The sequence below is a fragment of the Acidobacteriota bacterium genome (assembly GCA_020853395.1).
Lineage (GTDB): Bacteria > Acidobacteriota > Vicinamibacteria > Vicinamibacterales > SCN-69-37 > JADYYY01.
In genome coordinates, this window is the sequence record JADYYY010000002.1 from 441,909 (window position 1) to 468,148 (window position 26,240).

Genomic DNA, 26,240 nt, shown 5'->3' on the forward strand with positions numbered 1-26,240 from the left:
TCTCCTCGGCAACACCACATGTTCCCAGGGCTGACCTTGGTCCTCTGCCCGCCCGCAGTAGCGACAGTTCGCGTGCATCGGCGGCAATCCTCGTAGACTATCGAGGTGCCGACTTGGGCCATTGCCGTTCTTCCACTTCTTGGGGTCGTCCTTGGTGCAGGCCTGCAATTCTGGCTTAGTCGTGCGGCGACCCGTGAGCAGCACGTAGCTGCGCTCCGATCACAAGGTGAACGGCCGGCGAACGCTGGATGAAGTTCAGCGCAAGGTCACATTGCACCTGTTACCCTACTTTGGGGAACGTCGACGCATGATCTCGATCACGACCGCCGAGATGCGCGCCTTCGTTGCCGAACGGCAGCGCGAGGAGAAGGACGACGACGGCAAGGTGACGAAGCGGGCAGCCTCGAACGCCGAGATCAACCGCGAACTCGCCGCCCTGCGTCGAGCCTTCCGATTGGCGGTGCGGGCTGGCCGGCTAATCCAGTGTCCGCACGTCCCGATGCTCCGCGAGAACAACACCCGACGCGGGTTTCTGGAAGCCGACCAGGTCACGGCCATCTGTGCAGCACTACCGGAACCGCTTCGGCCCATCGTCAAGTTCGCCTACGCAACGGGCTGGCGCACCGCATCCGAGGTGCTGCCGCTCGAATGGCGGAACGTCGATTGGGTCGGCCGCTGTGTCCGGCTGGATCCCGGCACGACGAAAAACGGTGAGGGCCGGTCGTTTCCGTTCACAACCGACATCGAGAAGATCCTCAAGGATCAACTCGCGATTCACGAGACCCTGAAGAAGGCCGACAAGGTCGTGCCGTTCGTCTTCCATCGGGACGGCGAACAGATCCTGACCTTCCGCACGGCATGGAAGAATGCCTGCAAGGACGCCGGCTGTCCGGGCAAGCTGATTCACGACATGCGTCGGTCGGCCGTGCGGACCTTCGAGCGGGCAGGCGTGCCTCGCTCAGTCGCCATGTCGATCGTCGGCCACAAAACCGAATCGATCTATCGGCGCTACGCCATCGTCGATGAAGCGATGCAGCGGGAAGCGGCTGCTCGTCTCGATGCGTGGGTGGCTGGACCTTCGCCAGCGCGATCGACGGCCAAGATTACGACTCTTCGGGCGGGCAGTCGGAGCCGGGGGCTTTCAGTGAGGCCTCGCCATGACCTATAGACTTTGAGCCCCCTTGACCCTCACGCTGCGTCAGGTTCGATCCTTTTGATGAGGACTTCGGATGTCAGCAACACGGTCGGTGTTCCGCGTTGGTGAGTTCGCCAAGCTCGCGGGAGTAACTGTGCGCGCCCTGCATCACTACGACAGGGTCGGCCTGCTTCGCCCCAGGAGGGGTGCAGGAGGCTACCGCGTGTATACAGCCCGAGACTTGGAGATGCTCGAGCAAATCGTTGTGCTCAAGTTCGTGGGGATTCCGCTTCGCCAAATCGCCGGACTGCTTCGCGCAGGTTCGAGATCTCTGGCTGGCACCTTGCGAGCCCAACGCGGCACACTTGAGAGCAAACGCCAACTTCTTGACCGCGCAATTGCTGCCATCGGAGACCTTGAGGCCGCTGTTGCGGCCGGCGCTGATGCTGGGCCGCAGATGTTCAAGCGAATCATCGAGGTGATCGACATGCAGAATGACGCAACCAAGTGGAAGCAAGAATACGATGCACTCGTTTCAAAGAAGATGGACCGCCTGCGCGCGCTCTCCCCTGACGCACTCTCCGAATTGCGCTCTCAGTGGAATGCATTGGTGACCGAGATTAAGGGCGCACTGACCGAAGACCCTGCCGGAGGTAGGGCGCAGACCTTTGCTGACCGCTGGACCGCCCTGCTCGGCAAACTCATGGGGCAGACAGTTGACGAGAAGATGCTCGCCTCGCACCAGACGCGCGAATGGGACTCGCGCATGGCGTCGTTCGTGGACAAGCAGGTCTGGGACTTCATGTCGCGAGTGTTTGCAGCTCGCGGCTGATTCTTGACAACCCTTCCGGTGATCGCCGGAAGGGTCCTTCTTCTGGTGTGGCCGGGCCGGGGATCGAACCCGGACGGTCTTGCGACCAGCGAATTTTAAGTCCGCAGCGTCTGCCAGTTCCGCCACCCGGCCACAATCGGAGTGCTGATCCTGTCTCCGGCCCCGAACGGGATCAAAACGGGATCAGTTTACGGGATCAGCCGATTCGTCTCGCAAGAGCGGTGCTGTAAGTCCCGAACGACCATAGCGTTACCCGTTCGCGCCACGCAGCGAATTTACGAACGAACAGGATTTTAAGTCCTGTGCGTCTGCCAGTTTCGCCACCCCGGCCGTGGCGACGATACACCGATTGTCCGCGGCTCGCGTGTCTCGGGGAGAGATCAGCGGACGACACGGACACTCGCGGAGTGGATCGGCGGATGGCCGCCGATCGCCGCAGGGCCAGCAAAGAGCCGCGCAGCCCGGCCCTGTCCGTGCCGTTCCTCAGTGCACCGTCGTGGGACGGAACTGCTGCCGCTCCGCGCGCAGGACGCGCGTGATCATGCCGTCGAGCTCGACCTGTCCGATCGCGAACGGCCCGGCCACCGCGGCGCCCATCGGGATCTCGATCGCGACGACCACCTGCTGCTCGTCGGCGGGCTCGACGATCCAACTGAAGCCGTGGAGGACGACGGTCCGGTCGGGCGCCGCCGCAGGATTCTGCACGCGATCGATCGCGCGCAGGATCTCCACGAGCACGTCGTGCACGGCCGCGTCCGTCCACGTCGCCGGCGCACCGTACGGCACCGTCACCTGCGCCGTCACCGCCCGATCCTGCCCCTTCAGCACCACTTCCACCGGAAACGTCATCGTAGGGCCAGTATAGCCGCGTCACACGATCCGGTGCGGCGCGGCAATCTCGCGCACCTGCCGATCGAGCTCCGCCGGATCGGTCACCGGCGCGCGGCACGTGAAGTCGTGGCAGACGTACGCGGCCGCACGGCCGTCGACCGGCTGCATCGCCGCGAGCCACGGCAGCCGACGGCCGAGCGCGGCCTGCTCCGCCGCATCCGACACCGGGATCACGATCGACGCAGGCACGTAGTACCGGGCGGCGACCTGCTCGAGCGGCCGCAGGCCGTCCGATCCGTCGTGGCTCGCGACGAGCACGGCCTGCGTCGCGGGTGAATGCCAGAGCACGAGGTTCGACACCATCATCGGCATCACCCGCACGACACGCCCGATCTCGGGGCCGTAACGCTCGAGCGTGCGCCGCGCGCGATCGATGTACGCCGCGTCGCCCACGAGGTGCCCGAGCGCGAGCAGGTTCTGGACGGTCGCCGACTGCGCGGACGGCTCCGCCCCGTCGTAGTCCTCTTTCAGCCGCAGCAGCACCGATGCATCCTGCCCCGTCGTGCTGAACCAGCCGCCGTCGCGCGTATCGAGAAAGAGCGACGTCTCGGTCGCGGTCAGCTCGATCGCCCACTCGAGCCACGCGGCGCGGCCGGTCGCCTGGAACAGCTCGAGCAGGCCCCACACGAGGTACGCGTAGTCCTCGGCAAAGGCATCGACGGCCGCCTCGCCGTCGCGATACCGCCGCAGCAGCCGCCGGTCGGCCTGGCGCCAGAGGTGCTCTCGAATCCACGCGGCCGCCGTCTCGGCGCGCGCGCGCCATTCATCGCGTCGCGGGCTGTCGACGAGCGTACGCGCGGCCCGCGCGAACGCCGCGATCGCCAGCCCGTTCCAGGCCGTGATGATCTTGTCGTCGAGATGCGGGCGCGGCCGCGTCGCGCGGGCATCGAACAGCACCTGCCGCGCGTGCGCGAGCGCGGCCGTCGCGCGCTCGACCGGCACGCCGGCCCGAACGGCGACATCCTCGATCGACTGCGCGACGTACGGGATGTTCTGACCCTCGAACTCGCCCTGCGGATCGGCCAGCGCGTTGCCGCCCGGCTCGACGCCGAACCGCCGGCTGACGATGGCCGCGTCCTCGGCGGCGAGCAGGCGCTGGATCTCGCCGGCTGTCCAGACGTAGAACGCCCCTTCGCGCTTCTCGGCCGGCGGCGCGTGAAGCGCGGCGTCGGTGAGCACGATCGCTCCGCGGCCGGCTGACCCGCCCACGGCCTGCGGGCTGAGCGAATCCGCATCCTCGGCCGAGTAGAACGCGCCTTCCGGCGACGTGAGGTCGCGCGCGACGTAGTCGAGCGTATCCTCGGCGACCGACGCGTAGAACGCGTCGCCGCTCGCCTGCGCGCCGTCGAGGTACGCCAGCACGAGCTGCGCCTGGTCGTACAGCATCTTCTCGAAGTGCGGGACGCGCCACTCGGCGTCGACGGAGTACCGATGGAACCCGCCGCCGATGTGATCGCGGATGCCGCCGTCCGCCATCGCTCTCAGCGTGTCGAGCGCCATCGTCCACGCGCGGCGCTCCCCCGTGAACGCTCCGGCGCGCAGCAGGAACAGCAGCTCGGACGGGCGAGGGAACTTCGGCGCACCGCCGAAGCCGCCGTGCCGGGCGTCGAAGCTCTGCGCGAAGCTCGCGATCCCGGCGTCCAGCGCTTCCCGTCCCGCCACGGGCGCCGAATCCGGCGCCGCATCGTCCGCGCCCGTCGCCTGCCGCAGCCGGTCCAGAACGTTCTGCGCCGACGTCACGACTTCGAGCCGTTCCGTCTGCCAAGCCCGCGCCAGTTGCTCGAGCACGTCGACGAATCCCGGCCGGCCCCACTTCGACTCCGGCGGAAAGTAGGTGCCGCCGAAGAACGGTTTCAGGTCCGGCGTCAGCCAGACGCTCAACGGCCAGCCGCCGGCGCCCGTCGTCGCCTGCACGAACATCATGTAGACGCGATCGACGTCCGGCCGCTCCTCTCGATCGACTTTGATCGCGACGAAGTGCTCGTTCAGCAGCTTCGCGACCGCCTCGTCTTCGAACGACTCGCGCTCCATCACGTGGCACCAGTGGCAGGTCGAGTAGCCGATCGACAGGAAGATCGGCTTGTCCTCCTTGCGGGCGCGTTCGAACGCCTCGTTTCCCCACGGATACCAGTCGACCGGGTTGTGTGCGTGCTGGAGCAGGTACGGGCTGCGTTCGCGGGCGAGACGATTCGACATGATCTGATTCTAGGCTCGCGCCGGGCAGACGACGGCAACGGCCGGTCCCGCACGCACCGTCGGACCTACCGGCGCGCGGGCGCGGCGGGCGCCTGTTGAGGCAAGTGCTTCCGCACGCGGGCCACCGCGGCCGTGATGCCGGCGCCGAACAGCACCAGCACGGCCGAGAAGTACACCCACAACATGAACACGACGACGGCGGCGATCGACCCGTGGACGCTGAAGCGCGAGAAGTCGCGTACGTACCAGGCGAAGCCGTCGAACGTCAGCCGCCACAGGGCGCCGGCGACGACGGCGCCGAACCAGACGTCGCGCAGGCGCACCTGCGCGTTCGGCACGAAGTAGTAGATGAGCCCCACGACGAAGATGAACATGGGCGTCGGCGCGTTCCGGTAGGCATAGCCCGAGAGCGCCGCCAGGTGCGGAAACCGCAGCAGCACGCCCGCAAACCATCGAGACTCGACGATCTCCACCGCGCTGATCAGCACGAGCGCGAGGATGGTGATGACGCCGGCGGCGATCATCATCACGAACGCGATCACCTTGTGCATGAAGAAGCTGTAGTCGCGCTCGACGCCCCAGGCGTGGTTGATCGCCGACGTGATGGCGCCGAACACGCCCATCGACGCCCACAGCGTGACGAGCGTGCCGGCCAGGCTCAGGTTCAACGGCGCGGCGGCCAGCTCCTGCACCTGCCTGGTGAGGAACTCGAAGTTGCCGGGCAGCGCACGCAGGACGATCTGCAGCAGCGTCTGCCCGTTGGCGTCGTTGTGGCCGACGACGATCCGGCTCGTGATCGAGAGCACGAGCAGGACGAACGGAAACAGCGACAGCAGCGAGTAGTAGGCGATCGACGCGGCGAACGTGAGGTTCGCGCTCTGGTAGAAGCTGATGGACGCGAGCACCAGCGCCTGGCGCGCCATCGCCACGGAGCGCGACAGCCGGCCCAGGATTCCGGAAATCGGACCGCCGGCGCCGGCTGCTCGAATCTCAGTGTGCTCCACGCGCGTGCGGCCGCGCCGGGCCGCTGACGTTCATTCTACGTGAGCCCCCTCATATAATCGGCTCGTGCGTTTCCACGACCGCGCCCGCCTCGGTTCGGCTTGCGTGCCGGACGCCGGGCGCCCGGCCGATGCCGCGGCGCCTGATCCGACGGCCGGCCCGGCCCACACCACATCGTCGGCGGCCGAGGTGCCCTTCGCGTGCGAACGCTGCGGCGCCGGCATGTTCCGGATGCACTCGGTCTGGCGCTGTCCGTCCTGCGGCTTCAAAACGGACTGCTGCGGCTGGTGAGCGATGGAGGTGCTCCCCACGGCCATCCGGCTGGACTCCAAGGAGTTCCAGCAGAACCGTGATCGGATGCTCGCGCTCGTGCGTGAGCTCGACGAGCGAATCGGCCACGTGGCACAGGGCGGCGGAACACGGCCGCTCGCCCGGCATCGCGAGCAGGGCAAGCTGCCGGTCCGCGAGCGCATCGCGCGACTGCTCGATCCGCACGCCGCGTTCCTCGAGCTGTCGCCGCTCGCGGCGTGGGACCTCTACGATCACGAAGCGCCGGCCGCCGGCATCGTCACCGGCGTCGGCCGCGTCGCCGGCCACGATGTGTGCGTCATCGCCAACGACGCGACGGTCAAGGGTGGCGCCTACTTCCCCATCACGGTCAAGAAGCACCTGCGCGCGCAGCAGATCGCGCTCGAGAACCGGCTCCCCTGCGTGTACCTCGTCGATTCCGGCGGCGCCTACCTGCCGCTCCAGGCGGAGGTCTTTCCCGACCGCGAGCACTTCGGCCGCATCTTCATGAACCAGGCGCGGCTCTCGGCGGAGCGGATCCCGCAACTGGCCGTGGTCATGGGCTCGTGTACGGCCGGCGGCGCCTACGTGCCAGCCATGTCCGATCAGACCGTCATCGTCAAGCGCACGGGCACGATCTTCCTCGGCGGGCCGCCGCTCGTGAAGGCAGCGACCGGCGAGGACGTCACCGCCGAGGAGCTCGGCGGCGCCGAGGTTCACACGCGCGTCTCCGGCGTCGCCGACTACGAGGCCGAGGACGACGAGCACGCGATCCAGATCGCGCGGACGATCGTGTCGATCTTTAACCCGCAGCGCGCGGTTCCGTTCGACCGCGCGACGCCGGAACCACCGAAGTACGATCCCGACGAGCTGTACGGCATCGTCAACCCCGATCCGCGGCGGCCGTACGACGTGCACGAAGTGATCGGCCGCGTCGTGGACGGCTCGCGGTTCGACGAGTTCAAGAGGCGCTACGGTGTCACCCTGGTCACCGGCTTCGCCCGGCTGCACGGGTATCTCGTGGGCATCGTCGCGAGCAACGGCATCCTCTTCTCTGAATCGGCGCTGAAGGCGACGCACTTCGTGGAGCTCTGCAGTCTCAGGCGCATCCCGCTCGTCTTTCTCCAGAACATCACCGGCTTCATGGTGGGCCGGCAGTACGAGCGCGGCGGCATCACGAAGGACGGCGCGAAGATGGTGCACGCGGTTGCGAACACCGCCGTGCCGAAGCTCACCGTCATCATCGGCGGATCGTTCGGCGCCGGCAACTACGGCATGTGCGGCCGCGCCTTCGATCCGCGGTTCCTGTGGATGTGGCCGAACGCGCGGATCTCGGTGATGGGTGCCGAACAGGCGGCCGCCGTGCTCGTCACCGTCAAGCGCGACCAGCGCGCGCGCGAGGGCGGCACGCTCGACGAGGCCGAGGCGGCGGCGATCCGGACGCCGATCGTGGACAAGTACGAGCGCGAAGGATCGCCCTACTACTCGACCGCGCGGATCTGGGACGATGGCCTGATCGATCCGGCCGGCACGCGCGACGTGCTCTCGCACGGGCTGACGATCGCCGCGAACGCGCCCGTCGCCGACACGCAGTTCGGCGTCTTCCGGATGTAGCGATGGAGACACTGCTCGTCGCACCCGGTCCCGTCACGACCGTCACGCTCAACCGGCCCGACGTGCGCAATGCGCTGAGCGACGTCATGATCGCCGAGCTGGCCGACGTCGCCGGCCGCCTCGCCGCAGAACCGGGCATCCGCGTCGTGGTGCTCCGTGGGGCCGGCCCCGCGTTCTCCGCGGGTGCGGATCTGCGGTGGATGGCGCGCCAGGCGGACGCGACGAGGGAGGAGAACCTCGCCGACGCGCGGCGAGCGGCGCGGATGTTCCATGCGCTCGACGCGCTGCCGATGCCGGTGGTCGGACGGATCCACGGCCCGGCGCTCGGCGGCGGCGCCGGCCTGGCCGCAATCTGCGACGTCGTCGTCGCCACGCCCGCTGCAGTGTTTGGGTTCCCGGAGGTGACCGTCGGCCTGCTGCCGGCGCTGATCGCGCCCTACGTGATCCGCAAGATCGGCGTCAGCGGCGCGCGCGCGGTGTTCCTGACCGGCGAGCGACTGACGGCGGAACGCGCGGCGGCGCTCGGCCTGGTGCACGAGATTGCCGACGCCGCGACGATCGACGCCGCCATCGAGCGCGTCACGGCGCAGGTGCTCCGCGCGTCGCCGTCGGCCGTCTCGGCAGCCAAGCGGCTGATCGCGCGCGTGGCTGGCCGGTCTCCCGGCGATGTCCTTGCGCTCACCGTCGAGGCGATCGCCGATCAACGCGTCTCGCCCGAAGGCCAGGAAGGCGCGCGGGCCTTTCTCGAGAAGCGGCCGCCGGCGTGGATCCGATGACCGGCGTCGCACGCGACGTCGTCGTCGTCGAGGTCGGCCCGCGAGACGGCCTGCAGAACGAGAGCCCGGCCGTGTCCACGGCGGCGAAGATCGAGTTCATCGATCGGCTGAGCGCCTCGGGTGTGCCGGTCATCGAAGCCGGCGCGTTCGTCAGCCAGACCTGGGTGCCGCAGATGGCGGATTCCATCGAGGTGCTGGCCGGAATCGCGCGGCGGCCGGGCACGCGGTACATCGCGCTCGTGCCGAACGAGCGCGGGCTCGACAGAGCGACCGACGCACGCGTGGACGGGGTGTCGTGCATCGTCGCCGCGTCGGAGACGTTCAGCCAGCGCAACACGAACACGTCGATCGCCGGAGGGCTGGAGCGCGCGGCCGCCGTCGCGTCGCGCGCCGTTGCAGCGCGGTTGTCGGTGCGCACGTATCTCTCGACGTCGTTCGGCTGTCCGTACGAAGGGCCGGTGCCGACGGCGCGCGTGTGCACGCTCGTGCAGCGGCTGCTCGACGAGGGGGCGGAGGAAGTCGCTGTCAGCGACACGATTGGCGTCGCCGGACCTGGCGACGTGCGGCGGCTGCTGGACGCGCTCGTACCCTCCGTGCCGGTCGGAGCGCTCGCGCTCCATTTCCACGACACCTGGGGCATGGCGGCGGCCAACGTGCTCGCCGCGCTCGAGTACGGCGTGCGGACATTCGACGCATCGGCCGGCGGCCTCGGCGGCTGTCCGTACGCACCGGGCGCCACTGGCAACCTCGCGACCGAGGATCTCCTGTACTTGCTTCATGGCCTGGGCCGAAGCACCGGCGTCGACCTCGATCGCGTGTACGAGGCATCGCGCTGGATCGAGCCGGCGCTGACGCACGTCCTGCCCTCGCGATACGTGCGCGCCCGCACCGCCACGCACCAGCGTCGTGGCTGATCCAGCCGTCTCCTGGATCGACGCGCTCATCGCGCGGCACACCCGTCGCTTCAGCCCGCCCGAGTATCTGAAGGCCGTCCGCGCGCTATCGGCGCGCTACGTGGAACGCCGGGCGCAGTTGCCGCGTCGATCGGCCGTCGATTCGCCGGGCAAGCGCGCCGCCTTCGCCAGCTACTACGCGCCGCTCCACTTCCTCGCGGCGCGGGCGGTGGTGGACGCGATCGGCGCCGCACGGCAGCCGGTCGACCGCCTCGTGGACCTCGGCTGCGGCAGCGGCGTCGCCTCAGCGGCGTGGGCGATGACCGCGCAGCCTGGGCCGGAGATCGTCGGGGTCGATCGCGATGCGTGGGCGCTCACCGAAGCCGTCTGGAACTGGCAGCACCTCGGCGTCGCGGGCCGAACCAGGCGCGCGGACCTCGTGCGCGCGGCGGAGGACCTCGTCCGTGAGCGGCGCGCGCTCGACCGCACCGCGCTCGTTCTCGCGTGGAGCGTGAACGAGCTCGACGCGGCGGCGCGCCGGCGGCTGTTGACGTCGCTCGGCCGCGCGGCGGCGGCGGGCGCCAGCGTGCTCGTCCTCGAGCCGCTCGCGCGAACGGCCGTGCCCTGGTGGAACGAGTGGGCGGCGGCGTGCCTCGACTGGGGCGGCCGCACGGACGAGTGGCGGTTCGACATGGGGCTGCCGCTCGCGCTCGATCGCGTGCGCGAGGCCGCCGGCTTCCGCAGGCAGCCGCTCGGCGTCCGGTCGCTCTGGCGGCCGGGACGCCGCGATCCGCGTGCTACCATCGGGTGATGTCTCGCGATCCTGCGTGGGACGAAGCCGCGATGGTCGCCGGCTTGCGCGCCGGGGATCCGAAAGCGTTCGAAGCGATCGTGCGCGCGCACGGTCCCCGCATGCTGTCGACGGCGCGCCGGATCCTGGCGAACGACGAGGAAGCGCGCGAGGCCGTGCAGGAAGCGTTCGTGTCCGCCTATCGCGCGCGCGCCCAGTTCGACGCCAAAGCGCGCATCTCGACGTGGCTCCATCGCATCACGGTCAACGCCGCCCTGAACCGCCTGCGCACGAAGCGGCGCCGCCCGGAGGAGTCGCTCGACGAGCTGCAGCCGCAGTTCCAGCCGAACGGGCACTACGCCGAACAGCTCGCCGCGTGGACCGAGCCGGCCGACGTCACGCTGAGCCGCAAGGAAACGACGGATCTCGTCCGCCAGACGATCGGCGAGCTGCCGGACTCGTTCCGGACCGTGCTCATGCTGCGCGACATCGAGGGCCTCTCGACCGAAGAGACCGCTCGGCTCCTCGAGATCTCGACGAACGCGGTGAAGCTGCGGCTCCACCGCGCCCGCATGGCCCTCCGCTCGCTCTTGATGCCCCACTTCCAGGGAGCGCACGCATGACCTGCCGGGAGATGACGGAGTTTCTAGCAGATTACGTGGCGGGAGAGCTCCCCGACGGCCAGCTCCGCACCTTCGAGTCGCACATCGCCGCCTGCGTCGACTGTGGCGTCTTCCTGGCGCAGTACCGCACGACGATCCGCGCCGGCATCATCGCCTTTCAGGAGACGAACACGACGCCCATCCCCGAGCCGCTGGTGGCCGCGATCCTCTCGGCGATCGACGACGAAGGGCAATGAGAAGCACTCGTCAGAAGAGCGCGTTTCGTTCGCCGAGCATCGCCTGACGCACGAGCGGCAGGGCGAGCGGCCCCAGCCTGACGAACTCGTCGTGGAACGCGCGCAGGGAATACGCGCTCCCCCGCGCGGCGCGGTAGTCGTCGCGCAGCTTCAAGATCACCAGCTTGCCCATCGTGTAGTAGCCGTAGGTCGCGTCCGACGTGCCGCGCCGCGCTTCGGCGCGCGCGACCGGCGTGGGCTGGTACGCGTCGCGTTCGAAGCGGCGCATGGCCTCGTCCACCGTCATCCCGCGCGTGTGCATCGCGATCCCGGCGATGAACCGCACGTTGCGCAGCAGCGCGTCGTGCAACTGCGCGAGCCGGTACCGCGGATCGTCGCCGTGGAATCCTTCGTCGATCATCATCTGCTCGACGTAGTGCGCCCAGCCCTCCGTGTTGGACACGGCGCCGAACACCTTCCGGACGTCGGACTCGAGCTGCCGCGCGTGCAGGAACTGGAGGTAGTGCCCCGGCCACACTTCGTGCACCGACACGTTCGTGATCGCCGGGTAGTACCACTGCTCCATGTAGGCGTCACGGTCCGCGGCGGGCCAGCGCGGGTCGGGCAGCGTCATCGTGTAGTACGCCTCGGTCGCCACCTTCTCGTACGGCCCGGGGATGTCCATCGACGCCGTGACGGTCGCCCGCATGAACGGCGGCGTCTCGATCACGCGCACCGGCGCCGCTGCCGGCAGCGTGACGATGCCGCCCGCCTCCAGGAACGACGCCAGCGCGTCCAGCTCGGCCTGCGTCGCCGCCAGCAACCGGCTTGCCGGCGGTCGATCGCGGACGACCATCGCCAGCACGTCGGCCGGCGAGCGCGACGGATCCGGATCGATCAGCCGCGCGGTCCGCGCGAATGCTTCCTGGTTGCGGGCGAGGTCCTGCTCCGCGATCTCGAGCAGCCGATCGAGCGGCAGATCGATCTGCTCCTCGGCCAGCAGTCTCGCGCGGTAGGTGGCCTCACCGTACGCGAAGTCGCCCGTGGATCGAGGCAGCAGATCGGCGCGCAGCCATCGTCCGTATTCGTCGAGCGCGCGGACGACGCCTGCGGCCGACTCGGCCAATTGCGCCCGCGCCGCCCCCTTCACCGACGGAAAGGCGTCGAGCACGGCCGTCCGGAAGAACTCCTTGTTGCCTTCGATCTGCTCGATCGCGATCTCCGTGTACACCCGCGGCGGATGATCGAGGTTCCGGCGGGCTTCCGCGAGCGCTCCAGGCATCGCGTTCATCCGGGCGATCAGCCGGCCGGCGCGCAACGATGGCCGGGCGAAGCTCCGCTTGATGAGCACGTGCGCCGCCCGTGTGAGCCCCGAGCTGTACAGGTCCGGATCGCGGGCCCAGGGGCGGATCACCTCGATCTGCAGGAGCGCGGCGTCGAGCGCGTGCGCGAGTTGCTCGTGGTCGAGCCGGTACGGCGCCGTGAGCGCGCCACGATCGATGGCCTCGAGCCGTGACCGGAATCCGCGCAGCGCGGCGGCTTCGCGCTGGATGGCCGCGGCCGAGTACTCCTCCAAGCGATCGTCTTCGCGATGGATGCCGAGATCGGTGGCCAGCGTAGGATGCCGGTGCAGGTAGTCGTCGACGACTTCGCGCGCGAGCGAGATGAACCGGCTGTCGGCGCCGCCAGGGCCCGCCGAAGTAGCGGTCACGCCGCCGCACGACGCGCACGCCATCATGAGCCCTGCCACGGCCGCGAACGGGTAACCACGTGCCACGCCACCTCCCTGCCGGTTCGCCCAGCCTATCAGAGGAGTGTCCGCAGCCGCCTCACTCGGGGCACCCTTCTTGCACCGGCGGCGGTCGAGCCGCGAATCTGCGCGGCCCTGACGAGGTGCCCAATGTCTGCCCGTCCTCTCATCGTGGGGATCACGGCGCTGTCGCTGCTCGCCACGGCGTCGCCCGCCCTGGCTCAGCAGCATGTCGTGACGCCGGCCGTTCTCCAGCAGGCGATGGATCAACAGATCGCAGCCGATCGCGCCAAGCGCGACGTCGTGGTGCGTGCGCTGTCCCGCGCAGACGTCCGGCAGACAGCCGAGCGTCTGGGCCTCGATGTGCGTCAGGCATCGCAGGCGATCGCGCAGTTGTCCGGCGTGGAGCTGACGCAAGCCGCCGATGCGGCCCAGGCGCTGGAGGCCGATCTCGCCGGTGGCGCGCAAACGGTCACGATCTCGCTGACGACGCTGCTGCTCGTGCTGTTGATCGTCGTGCTGCTCGCGGATTGACCGGCGCGCAGGCGCGCGCCATCCTCCGCCGCGGCGCCGCACGATACAGTAATCGTCGATGTCGCGCGTGACGGCTCTGCTCGCCGCTGTCGGTCTGTTCGTCGCCACGCCGGCACGGGCCGACGCCGGCAGCCAGGATCGAGCGAAGGACGTGCTTCTCGACACGCCGTACGTGACGCAGACCGATCAGCTCTGCGGCGGTGCGGCGCTGGCGATGGTGCTCCGCTACTGGGGGGCACGAGACGTCTTCGCCGAGGATTTCGCTGGGCTCGTCGATGATCGCGAGCGAGGCATCCGCACGACGGTGCTCGCTCGTGCGGCCGCCGAGCGTGGGCTGCAGACCGTGCCGACGGCCGAGTCGGCCTCACTCGATGACGTGCGCGATCAGATCCGGATCGGCCGGCCGGTCATCGCGCTGGTGCAGGTGCGACCGGGCCTCTACCACTACGTCGTCGTCGTGGGCGTGACCGATGCTCTCGTGGTCTTTCACGATCCCGCCAGCGCCCCATACCGCGTCGTCAGCCGTGAGGAGTTCGAATCCCGCTGGAGCGCGGCGGCGCGATGGCGGCTCGTGTCGGTCCCGCGTGACGTTTCGCCGGCGCCACGCGCCTTCGCTGCGGTGGCGCACCACACCGAACCGGCCGATCGGCCAACCTCGCCGTGTCAGGCCCTCGTGGCCGCAAGCGTCGCCCGGGCGCATGGTGGTGAGATCGCCGCTGCCGAGCAGGGCCTGCGCGCGGCGACGACGCTCTGCCCCGACAATGCCGACGGATGGATGGAACTAGCGGGGCTGCGGTTCCTCGCCGAGCGCTACGGCGAGGCCGGAGCGCTCGCCACGCAAGCGCTGCAGGTGGATCCGCAGGCGCAGCACGCGTGGCGCGTGCTCGGCACGACCCGGTTCCTCGGCGGCGATCCCGTCGCCGCGCTCGAGGCCTGGAATCATCTCGGCGAGCCAACGGCCGACGGGCTCGCCGTCGAAGGCGCTGTGCGAACGCCGCACCCGCTCGTCGTGCGCACGGCGGGCATCGCGCCGCGCGCGCTCCTGACGCCGGCGCTGCTCGAGCGCGGCACGCGCCGGTTGCGCGCGCTGCCGGCCGTCGACGACGCTACCATCCGCTATGAACCACAGACGGGAGGCCGCGCGGCGGTGACGGCCGCGATCGAGGAGCGCGCGCCCTATCCCTCCGGCGCCACGGGATGGGCCGGAGTCGGCCTCAACGCTGCCTTCACCCGTGAGATTCCCCTGCGCTTCTACGGTCTGGCGCGGCAGGGCGAGGGTGCACAGGTCGCGTTCCGCTTTCGTCAGAACCGGCCCCGCCTTCGCGGCGAACTCGCGGCGCCGTTGCCTGCGCCGCTGTTCGGCGTCATCGCGCTCGACACCATGTGGGAACGACAGGCGTACGGACCGAGCGCGCTCGGCACCTCCTCCATCGTCCGCGAGGAACGCCGGCGCACGGTGGTGCGCTGGTCGGACTGGGCCACCGGCTGGCTGCGCTGGGAACTGGGACTGGGATCCGATCGGTTCGACGAGCGCCGGTTCCTGGCGGTCGAGGCGGACGTCGGCACGCGCTGGGCGCGCGATCGCGTCGCAGTGCACGGCGCATGGCGGCGATGGCTGGCGAAGGCCGCCGGAGGATTCACGTCGGGCGAGGTCAGCGCTGCCTGGCGATCGAACGCGAACGGCTGGGGATGGACCGCACGGAGCGGCGTCAGCGCGGCGGCCAACCGTGCGCCGCTCGCGCTCTGGCCCGTCGCCAGCTCCAGCAGCAGCCGTGGCGCGCTGCTCCGCGGGCACGACTTCCTCGACGATGGGATCATCATGACGAACGTGATCGGCCGGCGCCTGACGTTCGGCACCGTCGAGTACGCGCACATGCTGCGGCGGCATGCGCTCGGCACGGTCGGAGTCGCCGGGTTCGTCGACATCGCGCGCGCTTGGCAAGGCGCCGATGCCGACGGGGCGGCCTCACGCTGGCAGGCCGACGTCGGCGCCGGGCTGCGCGTCCGTGCGCCGGCGCTCAACGGGCAGATCAGGCTCGACGTCGCTTACGCGACGCGCACCCGCCGCACCAATCTCTCCGCCGGCTACATGCTCCCGTGGGGATTGTGAGGCCGGGCGCGCGAGATCCTGTGCGCGCGTGCGCTGCGGCAGCGCCCGATCCACGCCGAACAGATCGGCCCAGGCCGTCGACCGCCCGAGCGCGGCATCGACGGCCATCATGCCGGCCAGCGTGCCGAACGTGAGGCCGTTGCCGCCGAAGCCTGTGCCGACGAATCGGTTCGGTCCGAACTCGCCGATGAACGGCAGGCCATCGCGCGTCTCGACGATCTCGCCCGACCAGCGATGGGTCACGCGCACGCCCGACGCGATCGATTCCAGCCGTTGTGACAAGGCGCGGTAGCGGCTCCCCGCGCTCTCGGGCTGGCCAGCCCAGTGGTCGTGCCCGCCGACGATCACCAGATCGTCGTCACCGAGCCGACGATCGACACGAAGGTACTCGTACGGCGAGTCGACGTTCTCCCAGAACAGCCCCTCCGGCAGCGTGGTTCGCGGCGCCAGGCCGGTCGCTACGTAGCTTCTGTACGAGAACAGATTGCTCTCGAGCCAGGCGGCGCGCTCCGGACCGAGCGCGCCGGGCAGCGGGCCGTGCGTGGCGATGACGACGTAGTCGGCGCGGATGCGGCGATGACCGGCCCACACGGTGAGGGGACGATCCTCGATGCTCGTGACTTCGGCATCCTCGAGCACGTACCCGCCATCGCCGGGAATCCGCGACGCGAGCACCTGCAGATACGCCACGGGATCGACGCGCGCCTGGTTGTCGAACCGGACGGCCGGACGGCCCAGGCCCGGAATGTGCTCGACGTACGCGGCCTCGACGCCGAGGTCGCCGGCCGCGTCGGCTTCCCGCATGAGCGCTGCGCGGGCACTACCGTTCCCCGGCGATGGGGCCCAGAGGTAGCCGGGCACCCAACCGAACTGGCAATTGATGCGCTCGTCGCGAACGTTCGCCCGGATCCGCGCCAGCGCGGCGAACCCCGCATGCCACACGGCGCGCGCGCGCTCGGCCCCGAGCCGCTCGATGAGATCGGTGAGCCGTACGTCGGTGACCGCGGTCAAATGGGCCGCAGACCGGGACGTCTCGCCCATTGCGCACCGCGCCCGTTCGATGACGGCCACGCGGCGGCCTGCTCGCTTCAGCAGGTAACCCGCCGTGATGCCCATGACCCCGCCGCCGATCACAGCGACCTCGACGTCGAGGTCCGAGATGCTGGAAGGGATGGCGGACGGGCCGGCATTCGCGGCCCAGGGCGACATGGCGTGCGACAACAGATTCGACATTCGATTCGCGGTGTTCCGTCTGGAAGCGCGCCAGTTGGAGCGCTCGCGGCCGAGATTGCAAGGGCAAGGCCAGCCCACTCCTGCGCGTCTCGTCCGCGCCCGTCATACCTGGGGCCTGCGCCACGTTTCACCCCGTCCCGATGCCGACAAAAAGGGAATGCCTGCGCTGTCGCCGCAGCACGGGTCTCTCACGCAGGCGCAGTGAATCGGCGTGCACTGGCATGCCCGTTGCTCCGATCCGCTGCATCCGCAGCAAGGAGATCGATCATGAAGAGAACGTGCATCGGCGCCCTCGCGATCGTGCTCGTGGCGGCGCTGCCGGCGCCGGCCCAGGCGCAGACGTTTCTGACGCCGTTCGCGGGCGCCACCTTCGCGAAGGACGCGCCCGCGTCGAAGCTCACCGTCGGCGCGGCCCTCTCGTTTCTGGGCGACGTCGCTGGCCTCGAGCTGGAGGTCGGCTACACGCCCGACTTCTTCGACGAGTCCGGCGACGTCGCGCTCGTGGCCGGCAGCAACGTGACGACCGCGATGGCGAGCGTGCTGATCGCTCCTCGGATCGCCGACGGCCGCGTCCGTCCGTACGGCGTCGTCGGCGGCGGTCTGCTTCGTACACGCCTCGACGACAACGACCTGTTCGATCGCGTGACGACGAACGACTCGGGGGTGAACGTGGGCTTCGGCGTCATGGCGCTCTTCAGCGAACACGCCGGCGTGCGTGGAGACTTCCGCTACTTCCGGAGCCTGCAGGATCCGCCCGGCACCAACGTCGATCTGGCGCTCGGCAAGTTCGACTTCTGGCGCGCGACGGTTGGGGCGCTCTTGAGATTCTGACGCCGGCCTCTGGGCATCGGCGGTCGGTCATTTCGACGTTGAATGGCCCGTATCGCGAGTTGGACTCCGGGCATCGCAGGGCGATACCCCAGCGATGACCGGGTGGACGCATCGCGTCTGGCTCGTTCACGTCCAGGTGACCGCGGGCAATCGTGCCGCGCCTGCCCGAGAGCATGACCGCGCACGGCTGCGACTGCTCGCTCGCGAGCCGGTGTGACTTCGGTCTACTTCACCGTCACGGTAATCTTCTCGGACATCACCGGCGTGCTGTGCGGCGTGTGCGTGGCGTCGCCCAGCACGAGCTGCAGCGTGTGCTTGCCGGGCGGCAGCGTGAGCTCGACCTCGGTCTGACCGCCGCCGAAGTGGCGGATGTTGTCGGTCGCCGGCAGCGGCTTCGTCAGATCCGGTAGCTTCTCGACGTCGATCAGCAGGTGATGATGCCCGGTGTTGGCTTGGGTGACGCCGGCCGGCGCGATGCCCATTCCCTTCAGGCCGAAGCGCACGACGAACGGCGACGTGACCGCCTCGCCGTTCCGCGGTGAGATGAAATACGCCTGAGCCCCGGCGGGCGCGGGCGTGGACGTCGCCTGCGCCGCCGGCAGAGCGGCGACGACGAGGCTCGAGGCGACGATCGCAAGAATCGAGATGGGAAGACGCGGTGTACGCATGGCTTCAGATTAAACACGAATCGCGACGCCGCCAACAGCGATGAGCGGGCCGTCCAATCCCATGGCCGGACGTGAGCATCACCGTTCTTCGCTCCACCGCCTGGATCTCTCGAGCGCACGCGTCCAGCCCTGCACGAGGGATCGGCGGCGCGACGAGGTCATCGCCGGCGTGAAACGACGGTCCGTGCGCCACTGGGCAGCGATCTCGGCGGGACTCGTCCAGAAGCCCACGGCGAGGCCCGCCAGGTATGCGGCGCCGAGCGCCGTCGTCTCCCCGACCGTCGGGCGAACGACCGGCACGCCGAGGATGTCGGCCTGGAACTGCATGAGAAGGTTGTTGACCGCCGCGCCGCCGTCCACGCGCAACTCCTTCAGCCGAATCCCGGCGTCGCGCTCCATCGCGCGGAGCACGTCGGCGACCTGATAGGCGATGCCCTCGAGCGCCGCGCGCGCGAGGTGCGCGCCGGTCGTGCCTCTCGTGAGGCCGACGATCAACCCGCGCGCATACTGATCCCAGTGCGGCGCGCCGAGACCGGCGAACGCGGGCACGAAGTACACGCCGCCGGTGTCGGCGGCACGCGACGCCAGCGCCTCGACTTCCGCCGAGGATCCGATCAGCCCGAGGCCGTCGCGCAGCCACTGCACGACCGCTCCGGCGATGAAGATGCTGCCTTCGAGCGCGTACTCGGTCCGATCGCCGATGCGCCACGCGACGGTCGTGAGCAGGTTGTTGCGCGAGCGGATCGGCGTCGGCCCCGTGTGCATGAGCATGAAGCAGCCGGTGCCGTAGGTGTTCTTGACCATGCCGGGCCGCGTGCAGGCTTGACCGAACAGCGCCGCCTGCTGATCGCCGGCGATCCCGGCAATCGGGATCGGGGCGTCGCCGAGCAGGTGCGTCTCGCCGTAGACTTCGCTCGACGCCTTCACCTCGGGCAACATCGACGCCGGCACGCCGAAGAGCGCCAGCAGCTCCTCGTCCCACGCACCCGTTCGGATGTTGAACAGCATCGTGCGCGAGGCATTGCTCGGATCCGTGACGTGCTGCCGGCCGCTCGTGAGATTCCAGACGAGCCACGAGTCGATCGTGCCGAAGGCGAGGACACCGGCTCGCGCCTTGGCCTTCGCACCGGGCACGTTGTTCAGCAACCACTGCACCTTCGTCGCCGAGAAATACGCGTCGATCACCAGGCCGGTCTTGCGGCGGATCAGCGGCAGCTTGCCGCGGGCCCGCAGGCGATCGCACGCCGCCGACGTCCGGCGATCCTGCCAGACGATCGCGTGGGCGATGGGCTGGCCGGTGCGCCGATCCCAGACGACGGTCGTCTCGCGCTGATTCGTGATGCCGATCGCGGTGATGTCACGGGCCGTCAGGCTCGCGCGCTGCAGCGCATCGCGGGCGACCTGCAACTGCGTGGCCCAGATCTCCTGCGGATCGTGTTCGACCCAGCCCGGCTCGGGGAACATCTGCCGGAACTCCTGCTGCGCCGTCGCGATCACGGCGCCGCTCCGATCGAAGACGATCGCGCGCGAGCTCGTCGTGCCCTGATCGAGCGCGAGAACGTAGGCCATCGTTAGACCGCCGCCCGCAGCATCCGATGCGGTGCCCCGATCGTCTGCCCGGCCTCTCCGAAGAATGGACTCATAGGTGGGGGGATTCTACAGCCGAAAACCGTCTATATTGCTCGCATGCACACAGCCACCTCCGCTACGGATCGAACGCGCTCCCGCCGCGAGTGGCTCGCCGACGCGACGCGAATGCTCACGGCGGCTGCCGTCGTGCCCTTCGGCGCGGAGGCGACGGCTCGCGCCCGGCGCGCGGGCGGCCGCATCGGCTTCGTCGACGACAATCTCGACAACTACCACGCGAACGTGTACCTCAAGGCGCTCACCGGCACGCTGCAGGGGCGGGGCTTCACGCTCGCCGGCTGCACGGGCCTGCAGGAGCAGCCGGGCCGGGCATGGGCGGCGAAGAACGACATCCCCTACTTCCCCGACGTCGCCGCGCTGAATGCGGCCGTCGACTTCTTCATGCTCCTCGCCCCGAGCACGCCCGAGACGCACCTCGAGCTGTGCCGCCGGGTGCTGCCGCTGAAGAAGCCCACGTTCGTCGACAAGACGTTCGCCCCGGATTTCGCCACCGCCCGCGACATCGTTGCGCTCGCGGACCGCTCGGGCACGTCGATGCAGACCTCCTCGGCCCTGCGCTACACGAACGTGCAGGAGGAGGCGAAGAAGCTCGGCGCGGACGCCGTCGAGCACATGATCACGTGGGGCAACGGCGGCTCGTTCGGCGAGTACGCGATCCATCCGGTCGAGCTGCTGATCAGCGTGATGGGACCGGATGCCCAACGCCTCATGCGCCGGGGCACCGGCGATCGCTCGCAACTGCTGATCGATTTCTCTGGCGGGCGCACGGGTGTCGTCAACGTCTACACGGGCAGCGCCACGCCGTTCGCCGCGAGCCTGTCGTCGCGCAAGGGCACGCGGTACTTGCCGGTGGACCAGGCCAGGATGTTCGAGGCCAGCCTGTCGAGCACGTTGGACTTCTTCGAGACCGGCCGGCCGAACGTCGACCGGCGCGAGACGATGGCCGTCATGGGCATCCTCGAGGCGTCGCGGCTGCCCGAAGCCACCGAGCGTTTCGTGCCGATCCCTCGCTGACGTGGATCGCCGCCGATTCCTGGCCGCCGGCGCCGCTGCCGCCGCAACGGTCGGCACCGCGTGGCTGCGATCCGGACGCGCCGCGGCGTTTCAGGATCGCTCGCCCACCGCCCGCCGCGCCGACATCGCCATCGTCGGCGGCGGCCTCGGAGGCTGCGCGGCTGCCCTTGCCGCGCTCCGCGCGGGCCGCACGGTGATCCTCACGGAAGAGACGGACTGGATCGGCGGCCAGCTCACGCAACAGGGTGTGCCGCCCGACGAGCACCCGTGGATCGAAACGCGTGGCGCGCCGCGCTCGTACCGCACCTTGCGCGCGGAGATCCGCGACTACTACCGCCGCCACTATCCGCTCACTGCCGCGGCGCGGACCCTGCCGGATCTGAACCCGGGCGCCGGATCGGTCTCGCGTCTCTGCCACGAGCCGCGCGTCGCCCTTGCCGTCCTGGAGGCGCTGCTGGCGCCCTACACGAGCGGCGGGCGGCTGCAGCTCCTGCGCGAGCACGAGCCAGTGAGCGCAGACGTCGCGGCCGACCGAGTCCGCGCGGTCGCGATGCTCGATCTCCGCACCGGCCGGCGCGTGACGATCGACGCCGAGCTGTTCATCGACGCCACCGAGCTCGGCGATCTCCTGCCGATGACCGGCACCGAGCTCGTCACCGGCGCGGAGTCGCGGGCGCGGACGGGCGAGCCGCACGCGCGCGATCGCGACGACCCGGCCAATCAGCAGGCGTTCACCTGCTGCCTGGCGATGGACTACGTGGCCGGCGAGGATCACACGATCGATCGGCCGCGCGCGTACGACGAGTGGAAAGCGTTCGTGCCCGCGCTTCAGCCGCCCTGGCCCGGCCGGTTGCTGGACCTGACCTACACGTACCCGCGCACCGGCGAGCCGCGAACGCTGGGATTCAACCCTGAAGGCCCGACGCCCGGCGCGGCCGTGAACCTGTGGACCTACCGTCGGATCGCCGCGCGCGCGAACTTCGAGCCGGGCGCCTACGCGGGCGACATCACGATCATGAACTGGCCGCAGAACGACTACATGCGCGGCAACCTGATCGGCGTGAGCGACGCCGAGGCGCGTCGTCATCTCGACGCGGCGAAGCAGTTGAGCCTGTCGGTGCTCTATTGGCTGCAGACCGAAGCGCCGCGGCCGGACGGCGGCGCGGGCTGGCGTGGCCTGCGCCTGCGCGCGGACGTGATGGGCACGGCCGACGGGCTCGCCAAGTACCCCTACGTGCGTGAGTCGCGCCGCATTCAAGCGGCCTTCACCGTCCTCGAACAGCACGTCGCGGCGCCGACCGGCCCGAACGGCGCGCCGCGGGCCGCGACCTTCTTCGATTCCGTCGGCGTCGGCAGCTACGCCATCGACCTGCACCCGTCGTCGGGCGGCGACAACTACGTGGACTTCCCGGCGGCGCCGTTCGAGATTCCGCTCGGCGCCCTGTTGCCGGTGAGGATGGACAACCTGCTGCCCGCGGCGAAGAACATCGGGACGACGCACGTGACGAACGGATGCTACCGCCTGCACCCGGTGGAATGGGGCATCGGCGAGGCCGCGGGCGTGCTCGCCGCCATGGCGCTCGAGCGACGCGTGCCACCTCGGGCGATCAGATCCTCGTCCACGCTCCTCGACGACTACCAGCGCCAGCTCGTCGAGAACGGCGTCGAGCTGCGATGGCCGGCTTCGACGCCGGCGTAGCGCGGTTCTACTTCGGCTTCGCCGTCGCAGGCGCGGCGGGCTTCGCCGTTGCAGGTGCGGCGGGCTTCGCGCCGCTGCCGGTCGCGCGGCCAGCCGCGGGCGCGGGCACGATCTTCGTCGCCTTCCACGCGCCGTTCGGACCTGTCCCCGTCATCGTGTTCCCGACGACGCGCGCCTCGTACTTGCTGCCACCCACGGTGAACGAGAGCTGATCGCCGCGCAGACGGCCGTCGGCGATCGGCTGGCTGCCGAGTGAGCCCGACGCCTGCTGGAATTCCTGCGTCAGCCTCAACGGCCCGCCCGACACGCTCCAGTTGCCCGCCACCTTGGCCGGCACGATCCACAGCAGCGCCGTGCACCAGTTGACGCAATCGCCCTCGACCGTTTCGCGCTGGTCCGGCTCCCAGTCTTCCATCGTGAAGCTGTTGGAGACGATGCGCGTCCCGGGCCTGAGGTCGAGCAGCTTCGGCCGGAGCTGCATGTTGATGCTCGGCAGCAGGAACATCGTGATGACCGTCGCCTTCGAGAAGTCCGTCTGGAAGAGATCGGCCTTGCGGAACGTCGCCCGTGCGGTCACGCCTTCGGTGACGGCGTTACGCTGCGACAGCGCGACCATGTCGGGGTTGTACTCGATGCCCACGGCGGTGGCGCCGCGCTTGGCGGCCGTGATGACGGTTCGGCCGTCGCCGGACCCGAGGTCCATGACGTAGTCCTTCGGCGTCACACCCGCCATGTCGAGCATCTTGTCGACGAGCGCCTGAGGCGTCGGCACCCAGACGACGTCCTTGCCCGGCTGGCCTACGCTCGGCTCGAAACTGGGATTGGCAGCCGGTTGGGGCTCTTGTGCCGCCTCAGCCGGCTTCTGCGCCGGTGCGGCTTTCGGAGCCGGCGTCTTCGGCGCGCTCGTGGTCTTCGGCGCGGCGGGTTTTTGGGCAGTCGTCGTCTTCGGGGTCTTCGGGGCCGTCGCCGGCGCCTGCGCTCGTGCCGCGCCGCCGAACGCTACGATGCCTGCCGCCAGCAGTGCCGTCCACACCCGTACGCGTGCTCGCATGACTCCACCTTTCGCTCGTCCGGACTTCCGGGGACGATAGCTTGCCACAATTACGACACAGTCCGCGCGCCGCTACACTGATCGCATGCTGCGGCTGCTCGTTGCCTGGCTCGTGGCCGGCACCACTGTTCTCGGCGCGCAAGCCTCGCCGCCGCGCCTCGAGCAGATCCGCGCGCGCGGCACCCTTGGCTGCGGCATCGAGCCGAGGGTGCCCGGCTTCTCGTCGGTCGACGCGGCCGGACGGCACCACGGCTTCGACATCGACGTCTGCCGGGCCATCGCCGCCGCGGTATTGGGGGACGCGGGCAAGGTGACCTTCGTCGACGTGCGGACTGTCGCCGACTTCCGCGCCAATCCGCTCGTCGACGTCGTCGCTCGTCGTCTGACGTGGGAGCTGCGACGCGAGCGTCCGCTCGGCCTCCTGTTCGGTCCGATCACGTTCCATGACGGCCAGAGCTTCCTGCTCGCGACACGCCTGGGCGTCCGCGACCGGCAGGGTCTGCTCCCGCTGACGATCTGCGTGGCGGGCGGTACGGTGTTCGAGATCCAGGCGAACGAGTATCTCGGCACGTTCAGGAAGGTCATCGTCGAGTCGCCGCACGCGTACGCGGAGATTGCCGAGGCGCTCGCGGCCGGGCGGTGTCAGGCGTACACCGGCGACGTCTCTGATCTCGCGGCGATCCGCCGCCTGTTGCCTGCCCGGAACGACTTCACGATTCTGCCCGACGTCATCTCGAAGGAGCCGCTCGCGCCGCTCGTCAGAGACGATGACATGCAGTGGTTCACCATCGTCCGATGGACGGTCTTCGCCCTCATCAGCGCAGAGGAGCTCGGGATCAGCTCGGCGAACGTCGATCGGCTGCGAGCCGAAGCCGGCGCGCTCGAAGTCCGGCGGTTGCTCGGCAGTGTGCCGGGCAACGGCGCCGCGCTCGGTCTCTCCGAGGACTGGGCGGCGAATGCCATCGAAGCCGTCGGCAACTACGGGGAGATCTACGAGCGCAACCTCGGTCGCGGCAGCGATATCGGACTCGACCGCGGACCGAACCGGCTCTGGAAGGACGGCGGGCTCATGTACGCGCCGCCTCTTCGATAGAGTGCGACGGGTGGATGGCTCTACTTTCCGTTCGGTACCGCTTCGACGATGAAGTTGTCGAGCTCGACGGCGCCCTGCTTGTCGGGGACTTTCGGGGCGCGGACGATGCGGTAGCCGGCTTTCGTGATCGTGACTTCGATGTTGCGCGGGTCGACCGGCTTGCCGGCGCCCTTGATCGCCTTGCCGACGTCCGGGCTGCGGAAATGGCCAGGCGTGTCGTTCCTGAACGGGAACGTGAGACCGGCCCCCTTGTCCTTGATCGTCACCATGAACTTGTCGACGACCTGGCCCTGCGTATCGCGCACGTTGCCGAAGTAGTACAGCAGGACTTCGCCGTCGTGCTCCGCGTCGAAGAACTCGGTGCCGTTCGCCTGGACGATCCCGGGCGGCGACCCGCCGGCCAGCACGACGCCAAGCAGACCCAGGAGCGTCAACCGGCTGCACGTCAGACGCATACGCATACGCTCCTCCCAGAACCCGAAAGACCCTGTCGCTTCGATCCTAGGGAAACCGGGCGGCCTTGTCATCCACCGTTCAGTAGAACCACCGCCGCTCGTAGACCATGATCCCGACGAGCAGCGCGAGGGTGATCCCCCACGTCCACGAGTGCGGCAGCCGCTCGGCCAGCCGCTTCGGCACGGCGTACATGGCCGCCACGCTCACGACGAGCGCGCCGAGGATCCAACTGTACCAGTTGATCGGCAGCCCCGCCTGCTGCAGCGGCAGGGTCTCGAGCGAGAACGTCCCGATCGCCGGGTAGTACCGGAACATCGCGCACTGGCAGTGCTCCGAGTACAGGAAGAAGCCCATGTAGGCGAGACCGTAGACGATCGAGAAGACCTTGAACCGCGCGAGCTCGGTCACGGGAACATCCCTCTGATGTTGTTCAGCAGCTCGCCGACCAGGAAGTTGAACCACGCGAGGGCCGCGAGAATCCAGGTCAGGTACTTGCGCGTGGAGGCCCACTCCACGGCGAGCTTCGGCCGCCAGGCTACCCAGTAGACCGGCAGCACGCCGAGACCCACGGCGCCGAAGTGCTCCTTCGTCTCGAAGAGGCCGTTGGCCGCGCTGAGCTGCAAGTCCTCGAGGATGGGCCGCACGTCGATGCGGTACCGCGGATACAACAGCCCGCCGAGCACCACGCTCAACGCGAAGAGCACGACGACCGCATTGGTGAAGGACGGGGAGCTCACGCTCTGGAAGCGCTGGCGGAATCCGCGCGCCGGTGCGGTCTGCGCCCCCCTGGCCACGCTCAGGCTCTGGTGGGTCAACGCGCCGAGCAGCGCGGCTCCGACGACCACGTGCACGAGCAGCAGCAACTGAGTCATCCGCCTTGCCCCTTGATCTCTTCGGCC

At 69.4% G+C, this 26,240-nt stretch carries 24 protein-coding genes and 1 tRNA gene; 14 read left to right on the forward strand and 11 right to left on the reverse strand.

Features of this window, described 5'->3' with window-relative positions; all coding sequences use genetic code 11:
• Positions 1 to 307: 307 nt before the first annotated feature.
• Both IT184_02615 and IT184_02620 read left to right on the forward strand, forming a co-directional pair.
• A complete protein-coding gene (locus tag IT184_02615; protein ID MCC7007687.1) occupies positions 308 to 1,168 on the forward strand; it encodes a site-specific integrase in 861 nt (286 codons plus the stop codon).
• A gap of 61 nt (positions 1,169 to 1,229) precedes the next feature.
• Positions 1,230 to 1,967 carry a MerR family transcriptional regulator gene (locus IT184_02620; protein ID MCC7007688.1) on the forward strand — a complete coding sequence of 246 codons (738 nt, stop codon included), beginning with the start codon at positions 1,230 to 1,232 and terminating at the stop codon, positions 1,965 to 1,967.
• A 48-nt stretch (positions 1,968 to 2,015) separates the two neighbouring features.
• Here the strand turns inward: IT184_02620 and IT184_02625 are convergent.
• The 4 genes from IT184_02625 to IT184_02640 all read right to left on the reverse strand — a co-directional run bounded on the left by IT184_02625 (position 2,016) and on the right by IT184_02640 (position 6,058).
• A tRNA-Leu gene (locus IT184_02625) sits at positions 2,016 to 2,099 on the reverse strand.
• Positions 2,100 to 2,450: 351 nt separating this feature from the next.
• Positions 2,451 to 2,816 (reverse strand): hypothetical protein, encoded by a 366-nt coding sequence (locus IT184_02630; protein MCC7007689.1) that lies wholly within the window; start codon positions 2,814 to 2,816, stop codon positions 2,451 to 2,453.
• A 21-nt stretch (positions 2,817 to 2,837) separates the two neighbouring features.
• Entirely contained in the window at positions 2,838 to 5,054 is a 2,217-nt protein-coding gene (locus IT184_02635) for a thioredoxin domain-containing protein (protein MCC7007690.1), read from the reverse strand.
• A gap of 65 nt (positions 5,055 to 5,119) precedes the next feature.
• Positions 5,120 to 6,058, reverse strand: a complete 939-nt coding sequence (locus IT184_02640) for a YihY/virulence factor BrkB family protein (GenBank protein MCC7007691.1) — start codon at positions 6,056 to 6,058, stop codon at positions 5,120 to 5,122.
• A 292-nt stretch (positions 6,059 to 6,350) separates the two neighbouring features.
• On the opposite strand from IT184_02640, the gene IT184_02645 reads away from it, so the two are divergent.
• The 6 genes from IT184_02645 to IT184_02670 are packed head-to-tail and all read left to right on the forward strand — an operon-like array spanning position 6,351 to position 11,276.
• Positions 6,351 to 7,958 (forward strand): methylcrotonoyl-CoA carboxylase, encoded by a 1,608-nt coding sequence (locus IT184_02645; protein MCC7007692.1) that lies wholly within the window; start codon positions 6,351 to 6,353, stop codon positions 7,956 to 7,958.
• A 2-nt stretch (positions 7,959 to 7,960) separates the two neighbouring features.
• Positions 7,961 to 8,734 (forward strand): enoyl-CoA hydratase/isomerase family protein, encoded by a 774-nt coding sequence (locus tag IT184_02650; protein MCC7007693.1) that lies wholly within the window; start codon positions 7,961 to 7,963, stop codon positions 8,732 to 8,734.
• Entirely contained in the window at positions 8,731 to 9,648 is a 918-nt protein-coding gene (locus tag IT184_02655) for a hydroxymethylglutaryl-CoA lyase (protein ID MCC7007694.1), read from the forward strand. Before IT184_02650 ends, IT184_02655 begins: the two co-directional genes overlap by 4 nt.
• Complete coding sequence (locus IT184_02660; protein ID MCC7007695.1) at positions 9,641 to 10,438, forward strand: methyltransferase domain-containing protein; 798 nt, start codon at positions 9,641 to 9,643, stop codon at positions 10,436 to 10,438. The genes IT184_02655 and IT184_02660 overlap by 8 nt, the downstream gene beginning before the upstream one ends.
• Positions 10,438 to 11,040 (forward strand): sigma-70 family RNA polymerase sigma factor, encoded by a 603-nt coding sequence (locus tag IT184_02665; GenBank protein ID MCC7007696.1) that lies wholly within the window; start codon positions 10,438 to 10,440, stop codon positions 11,038 to 11,040. The genes IT184_02660 and IT184_02665 overlap by 1 nt, the downstream gene beginning before the upstream one ends.
• Positions 11,037 to 11,276 carry a zf-HC2 domain-containing protein gene (locus IT184_02670; protein MCC7007697.1) on the forward strand — a complete coding sequence of 80 codons (240 nt, stop codon included), beginning with the start codon at positions 11,037 to 11,039 and terminating at the stop codon, positions 11,274 to 11,276. The genes IT184_02665 and IT184_02670 overlap by 4 nt, the downstream gene beginning before the upstream one ends.
• A gap of 10 nt (positions 11,277 to 11,286) precedes the next feature.
• On the opposite strand, the gene IT184_02675 is transcribed toward IT184_02670, so the two are convergent.
• Positions 11,287 to 13,032 carry a DUF885 domain-containing protein gene (locus IT184_02675; GenBank protein ID MCC7007698.1) on the reverse strand — a complete coding sequence of 582 codons (1,746 nt, stop codon included), beginning with the start codon at positions 13,030 to 13,032 and terminating at the stop codon, positions 11,287 to 11,289.
• Positions 13,033 to 13,155: 123 nt separating this feature from the next.
• Here IT184_02675 and IT184_02680 point away from each other — a divergent pair, with 123 nt between their 5' ends.
• The 3 genes from IT184_02680 to IT184_02690 all read left to right on the forward strand — a co-directional run bounded on the left by IT184_02680 (position 13,156) and on the right by IT184_02690 (position 17,713).
• Positions 13,156 to 13,539, forward strand: coding sequence for a hypothetical protein (locus IT184_02680; GenBank protein MCC7007699.1), 384 nt, complete (start codon positions 13,156 to 13,158; stop codon positions 13,537 to 13,539).
• A gap of 67 nt (positions 13,540 to 13,606) precedes the next feature.
• Positions 13,607 to 15,649, forward strand: coding sequence for a C39 family peptidase (locus tag IT184_02685; protein ID MCC7007700.1), 2,043 nt, complete (start codon positions 13,607 to 13,609; stop codon positions 15,647 to 15,649).
• Between the two features lie 1,500 nt (positions 15,650 to 17,149).
• Positions 17,150 to 17,713 carry a porin family protein gene (locus IT184_02690; GenBank protein ID MCC7007701.1) on the forward strand — a complete coding sequence of 188 codons (564 nt, stop codon included), beginning with the start codon at positions 17,150 to 17,152 and terminating at the stop codon, positions 17,711 to 17,713.
• A gap of 224 nt (positions 17,714 to 17,937) precedes the next feature.
• Here the strand turns inward: IT184_02690 and IT184_02695 are convergent, their stop codons facing one another.
• Positions 17,938 to 18,381, reverse strand: a complete 444-nt coding sequence (locus IT184_02695; protein MCC7007702.1) for a DUF4399 domain-containing protein — start codon at positions 18,379 to 18,381, stop codon at positions 17,938 to 17,940.
• A gap of 78 nt (positions 18,382 to 18,459) precedes the next feature.
• On the reverse strand, positions 18,460 to 19,950 hold the full coding sequence (gene glpK / locus IT184_02700; protein ID MCC7007703.1) for a glycerol kinase GlpK: 1,491 nt from the start codon (positions 19,948 to 19,950) through the stop codon (positions 18,460 to 18,462).
• 117 nt (positions 19,951 to 20,067) lie between these two features.
• Between glpK and IT184_02705 the strand changes: the two genes are divergently transcribed.
• The gene (locus IT184_02705) at positions 20,068 to 21,042 is read left to right on the forward strand and encodes a hypothetical protein (protein ID MCC7007704.1); all 975 of its coding nucleotides are present in this window, start codon (positions 20,068 to 20,070) and stop codon (positions 21,040 to 21,042) included.
• 19 nt (positions 21,043 to 21,061) lie between these two features.
• Positions 21,062 to 22,741 carry an FAD-dependent oxidoreductase gene (locus IT184_02710; GenBank protein MCC7007705.1) on the forward strand — a complete coding sequence of 560 codons (1,680 nt, stop codon included), beginning with the start codon at positions 21,062 to 21,064 and terminating at the stop codon, positions 22,739 to 22,741.
• A 7-nt stretch (positions 22,742 to 22,748) separates the two neighbouring features.
• On the opposite strand, the gene IT184_02715 is transcribed toward IT184_02710, so the two are convergent.
• Positions 22,749 to 23,792 carry a methyltransferase domain-containing protein gene (locus IT184_02715; protein ID MCC7007706.1) on the reverse strand — a complete coding sequence of 348 codons (1,044 nt, stop codon included), beginning with the start codon at positions 23,790 to 23,792 and terminating at the stop codon, positions 22,749 to 22,751.
• 85 nt (positions 23,793 to 23,877) lie between these two features.
• Between IT184_02715 and IT184_02720 the strand changes: the two genes are divergently transcribed.
• Positions 23,878 to 24,885 (forward strand): transporter substrate-binding domain-containing protein, encoded by a 1,008-nt coding sequence (locus IT184_02720; protein MCC7007707.1) that lies wholly within the window; start codon positions 23,878 to 23,880, stop codon positions 24,883 to 24,885.
• Between the two features lie 20 nt (positions 24,886 to 24,905).
• On the opposite strand, the gene IT184_02725 is transcribed toward IT184_02720, so the two are convergent.
• From IT184_02725 to IT184_02735, 3 genes are all read right to left on the reverse strand, one after another.
• On the reverse strand, positions 24,906 to 25,346 hold the full coding sequence (locus tag IT184_02725) for a hypothetical protein (GenBank protein ID MCC7007708.1): 441 nt from the start codon (positions 25,344 to 25,346) through the stop codon (positions 24,906 to 24,908).
• A 73-nt stretch (positions 25,347 to 25,419) separates the two neighbouring features.
• Entirely contained in the window at positions 25,420 to 25,749 is a 330-nt protein-coding gene (locus tag IT184_02730; GenBank protein ID MCC7007709.1) for a hypothetical protein, read from the reverse strand.
• Positions 25,746 to 26,213 carry a hypothetical protein gene (locus IT184_02735; GenBank protein ID MCC7007710.1) on the reverse strand — a complete coding sequence of 156 codons (468 nt, stop codon included), beginning with the start codon at positions 26,211 to 26,213 and terminating at the stop codon, positions 25,746 to 25,748. Before IT184_02735 ends, IT184_02730 begins: the two co-directional genes overlap by 4 nt.
• Positions 26,214 to 26,240: the final 27 nt, after the last annotated feature.

Bases quoted from the DNA above. Each gene is read 5' to 3' on its own strand.
- IT184_02670 (MCC7007697.1), top strand. From the start codon at position 11,037: ATGACCTGCCGGGAGATGACGGAGTTTCTAGCAGATTACGTGGCGGGA.
- IT184_02635 (MCC7007690.1), bottom strand. From the start codon at position 5,054: ATGTCGAATCGTCTCGCCCGCGAACGCAGCCCGTACCTGCTCCAGCAC.
- IT184_02690 (MCC7007701.1), top strand. From the start codon at position 17,150: ATGAAGAGAACGTGCATCGGCGCCCTCGCGATCGTGCTCGTGGCGGCG.
- IT184_02715 (MCC7007706.1), bottom strand. From the start codon at position 23,792: ATGCGAGCACGCGTACGGGTGTGGACGGCACTGCTGGCGGCAGGCATC.
- IT184_02725 (MCC7007708.1), bottom strand. From the start codon at position 25,346: ATGCGTATGCGTCTGACGTGCAGCCGGTTGACGCTCCTGGGTCTGCTT.
- IT184_02630 (MCC7007689.1), bottom strand. From the start codon at position 2,816: ATGACGTTTCCGGTGGAAGTGGTGCTGAAGGGGCAGGATCGGGCGGTG.
- IT184_02645 (MCC7007692.1), top strand. From the start codon at position 6,351: ATGGAGGTGCTCCCCACGGCCATCCGGCTGGACTCCAAGGAGTTCCAG.
- IT184_02680 (MCC7007699.1), top strand. From the start codon at position 13,156: ATGTCTGCCCGTCCTCTCATCGTGGGGATCACGGCGCTGTCGCTGCTC.
- IT184_02735 (MCC7007710.1), bottom strand. From the start codon at position 26,213: ATGACTCAGTTGCTGCTGCTCGTGCACGTGGTCGTCGGAGCCGCGCTG.
- IT184_02695 (MCC7007702.1), bottom strand. From the start codon at position 18,381: ATGCGTACACCGCGTCTTCCCATCTCGATTCTTGCGATCGTCGCCTCG.
- IT184_02720 (MCC7007707.1), top strand. From the start codon at position 23,878: ATGCTGCGGCTGCTCGTTGCCTGGCTCGTGGCCGGCACCACTGTTCTC.
- IT184_02655 (MCC7007694.1), top strand. From the start codon at position 8,731: ATGACCGGCGTCGCACGCGACGTCGTCGTCGTCGAGGTCGGCCCGCGA.
- IT184_02705 (MCC7007704.1), top strand. From the start codon at position 20,068: ATGCACACAGCCACCTCCGCTACGGATCGAACGCGCTCCCGCCGCGAG.
- IT184_02650 (MCC7007693.1), top strand. From the start codon at position 7,961: ATGGAGACACTGCTCGTCGCACCCGGTCCCGTCACGACCGTCACGCTC.
- IT184_02615 (MCC7007687.1), top strand. From the start codon at position 308: ATGATCTCGATCACGACCGCCGAGATGCGCGCCTTCGTTGCCGAACGG.
- IT184_02620 (MCC7007688.1), top strand. From the start codon at position 1,230: ATGTCAGCAACACGGTCGGTGTTCCGCGTTGGTGAGTTCGCCAAGCTC.
- IT184_02665 (MCC7007696.1), top strand. From the start codon at position 10,438: ATGTCTCGCGATCCTGCGTGGGACGAAGCCGCGATGGTCGCCGGCTTG.
- glpK (MCC7007703.1), bottom strand. From the start codon at position 19,950: ATGGCCTACGTTCTCGCGCTCGATCAGGGCACGACGAGCTCGCGCGCG.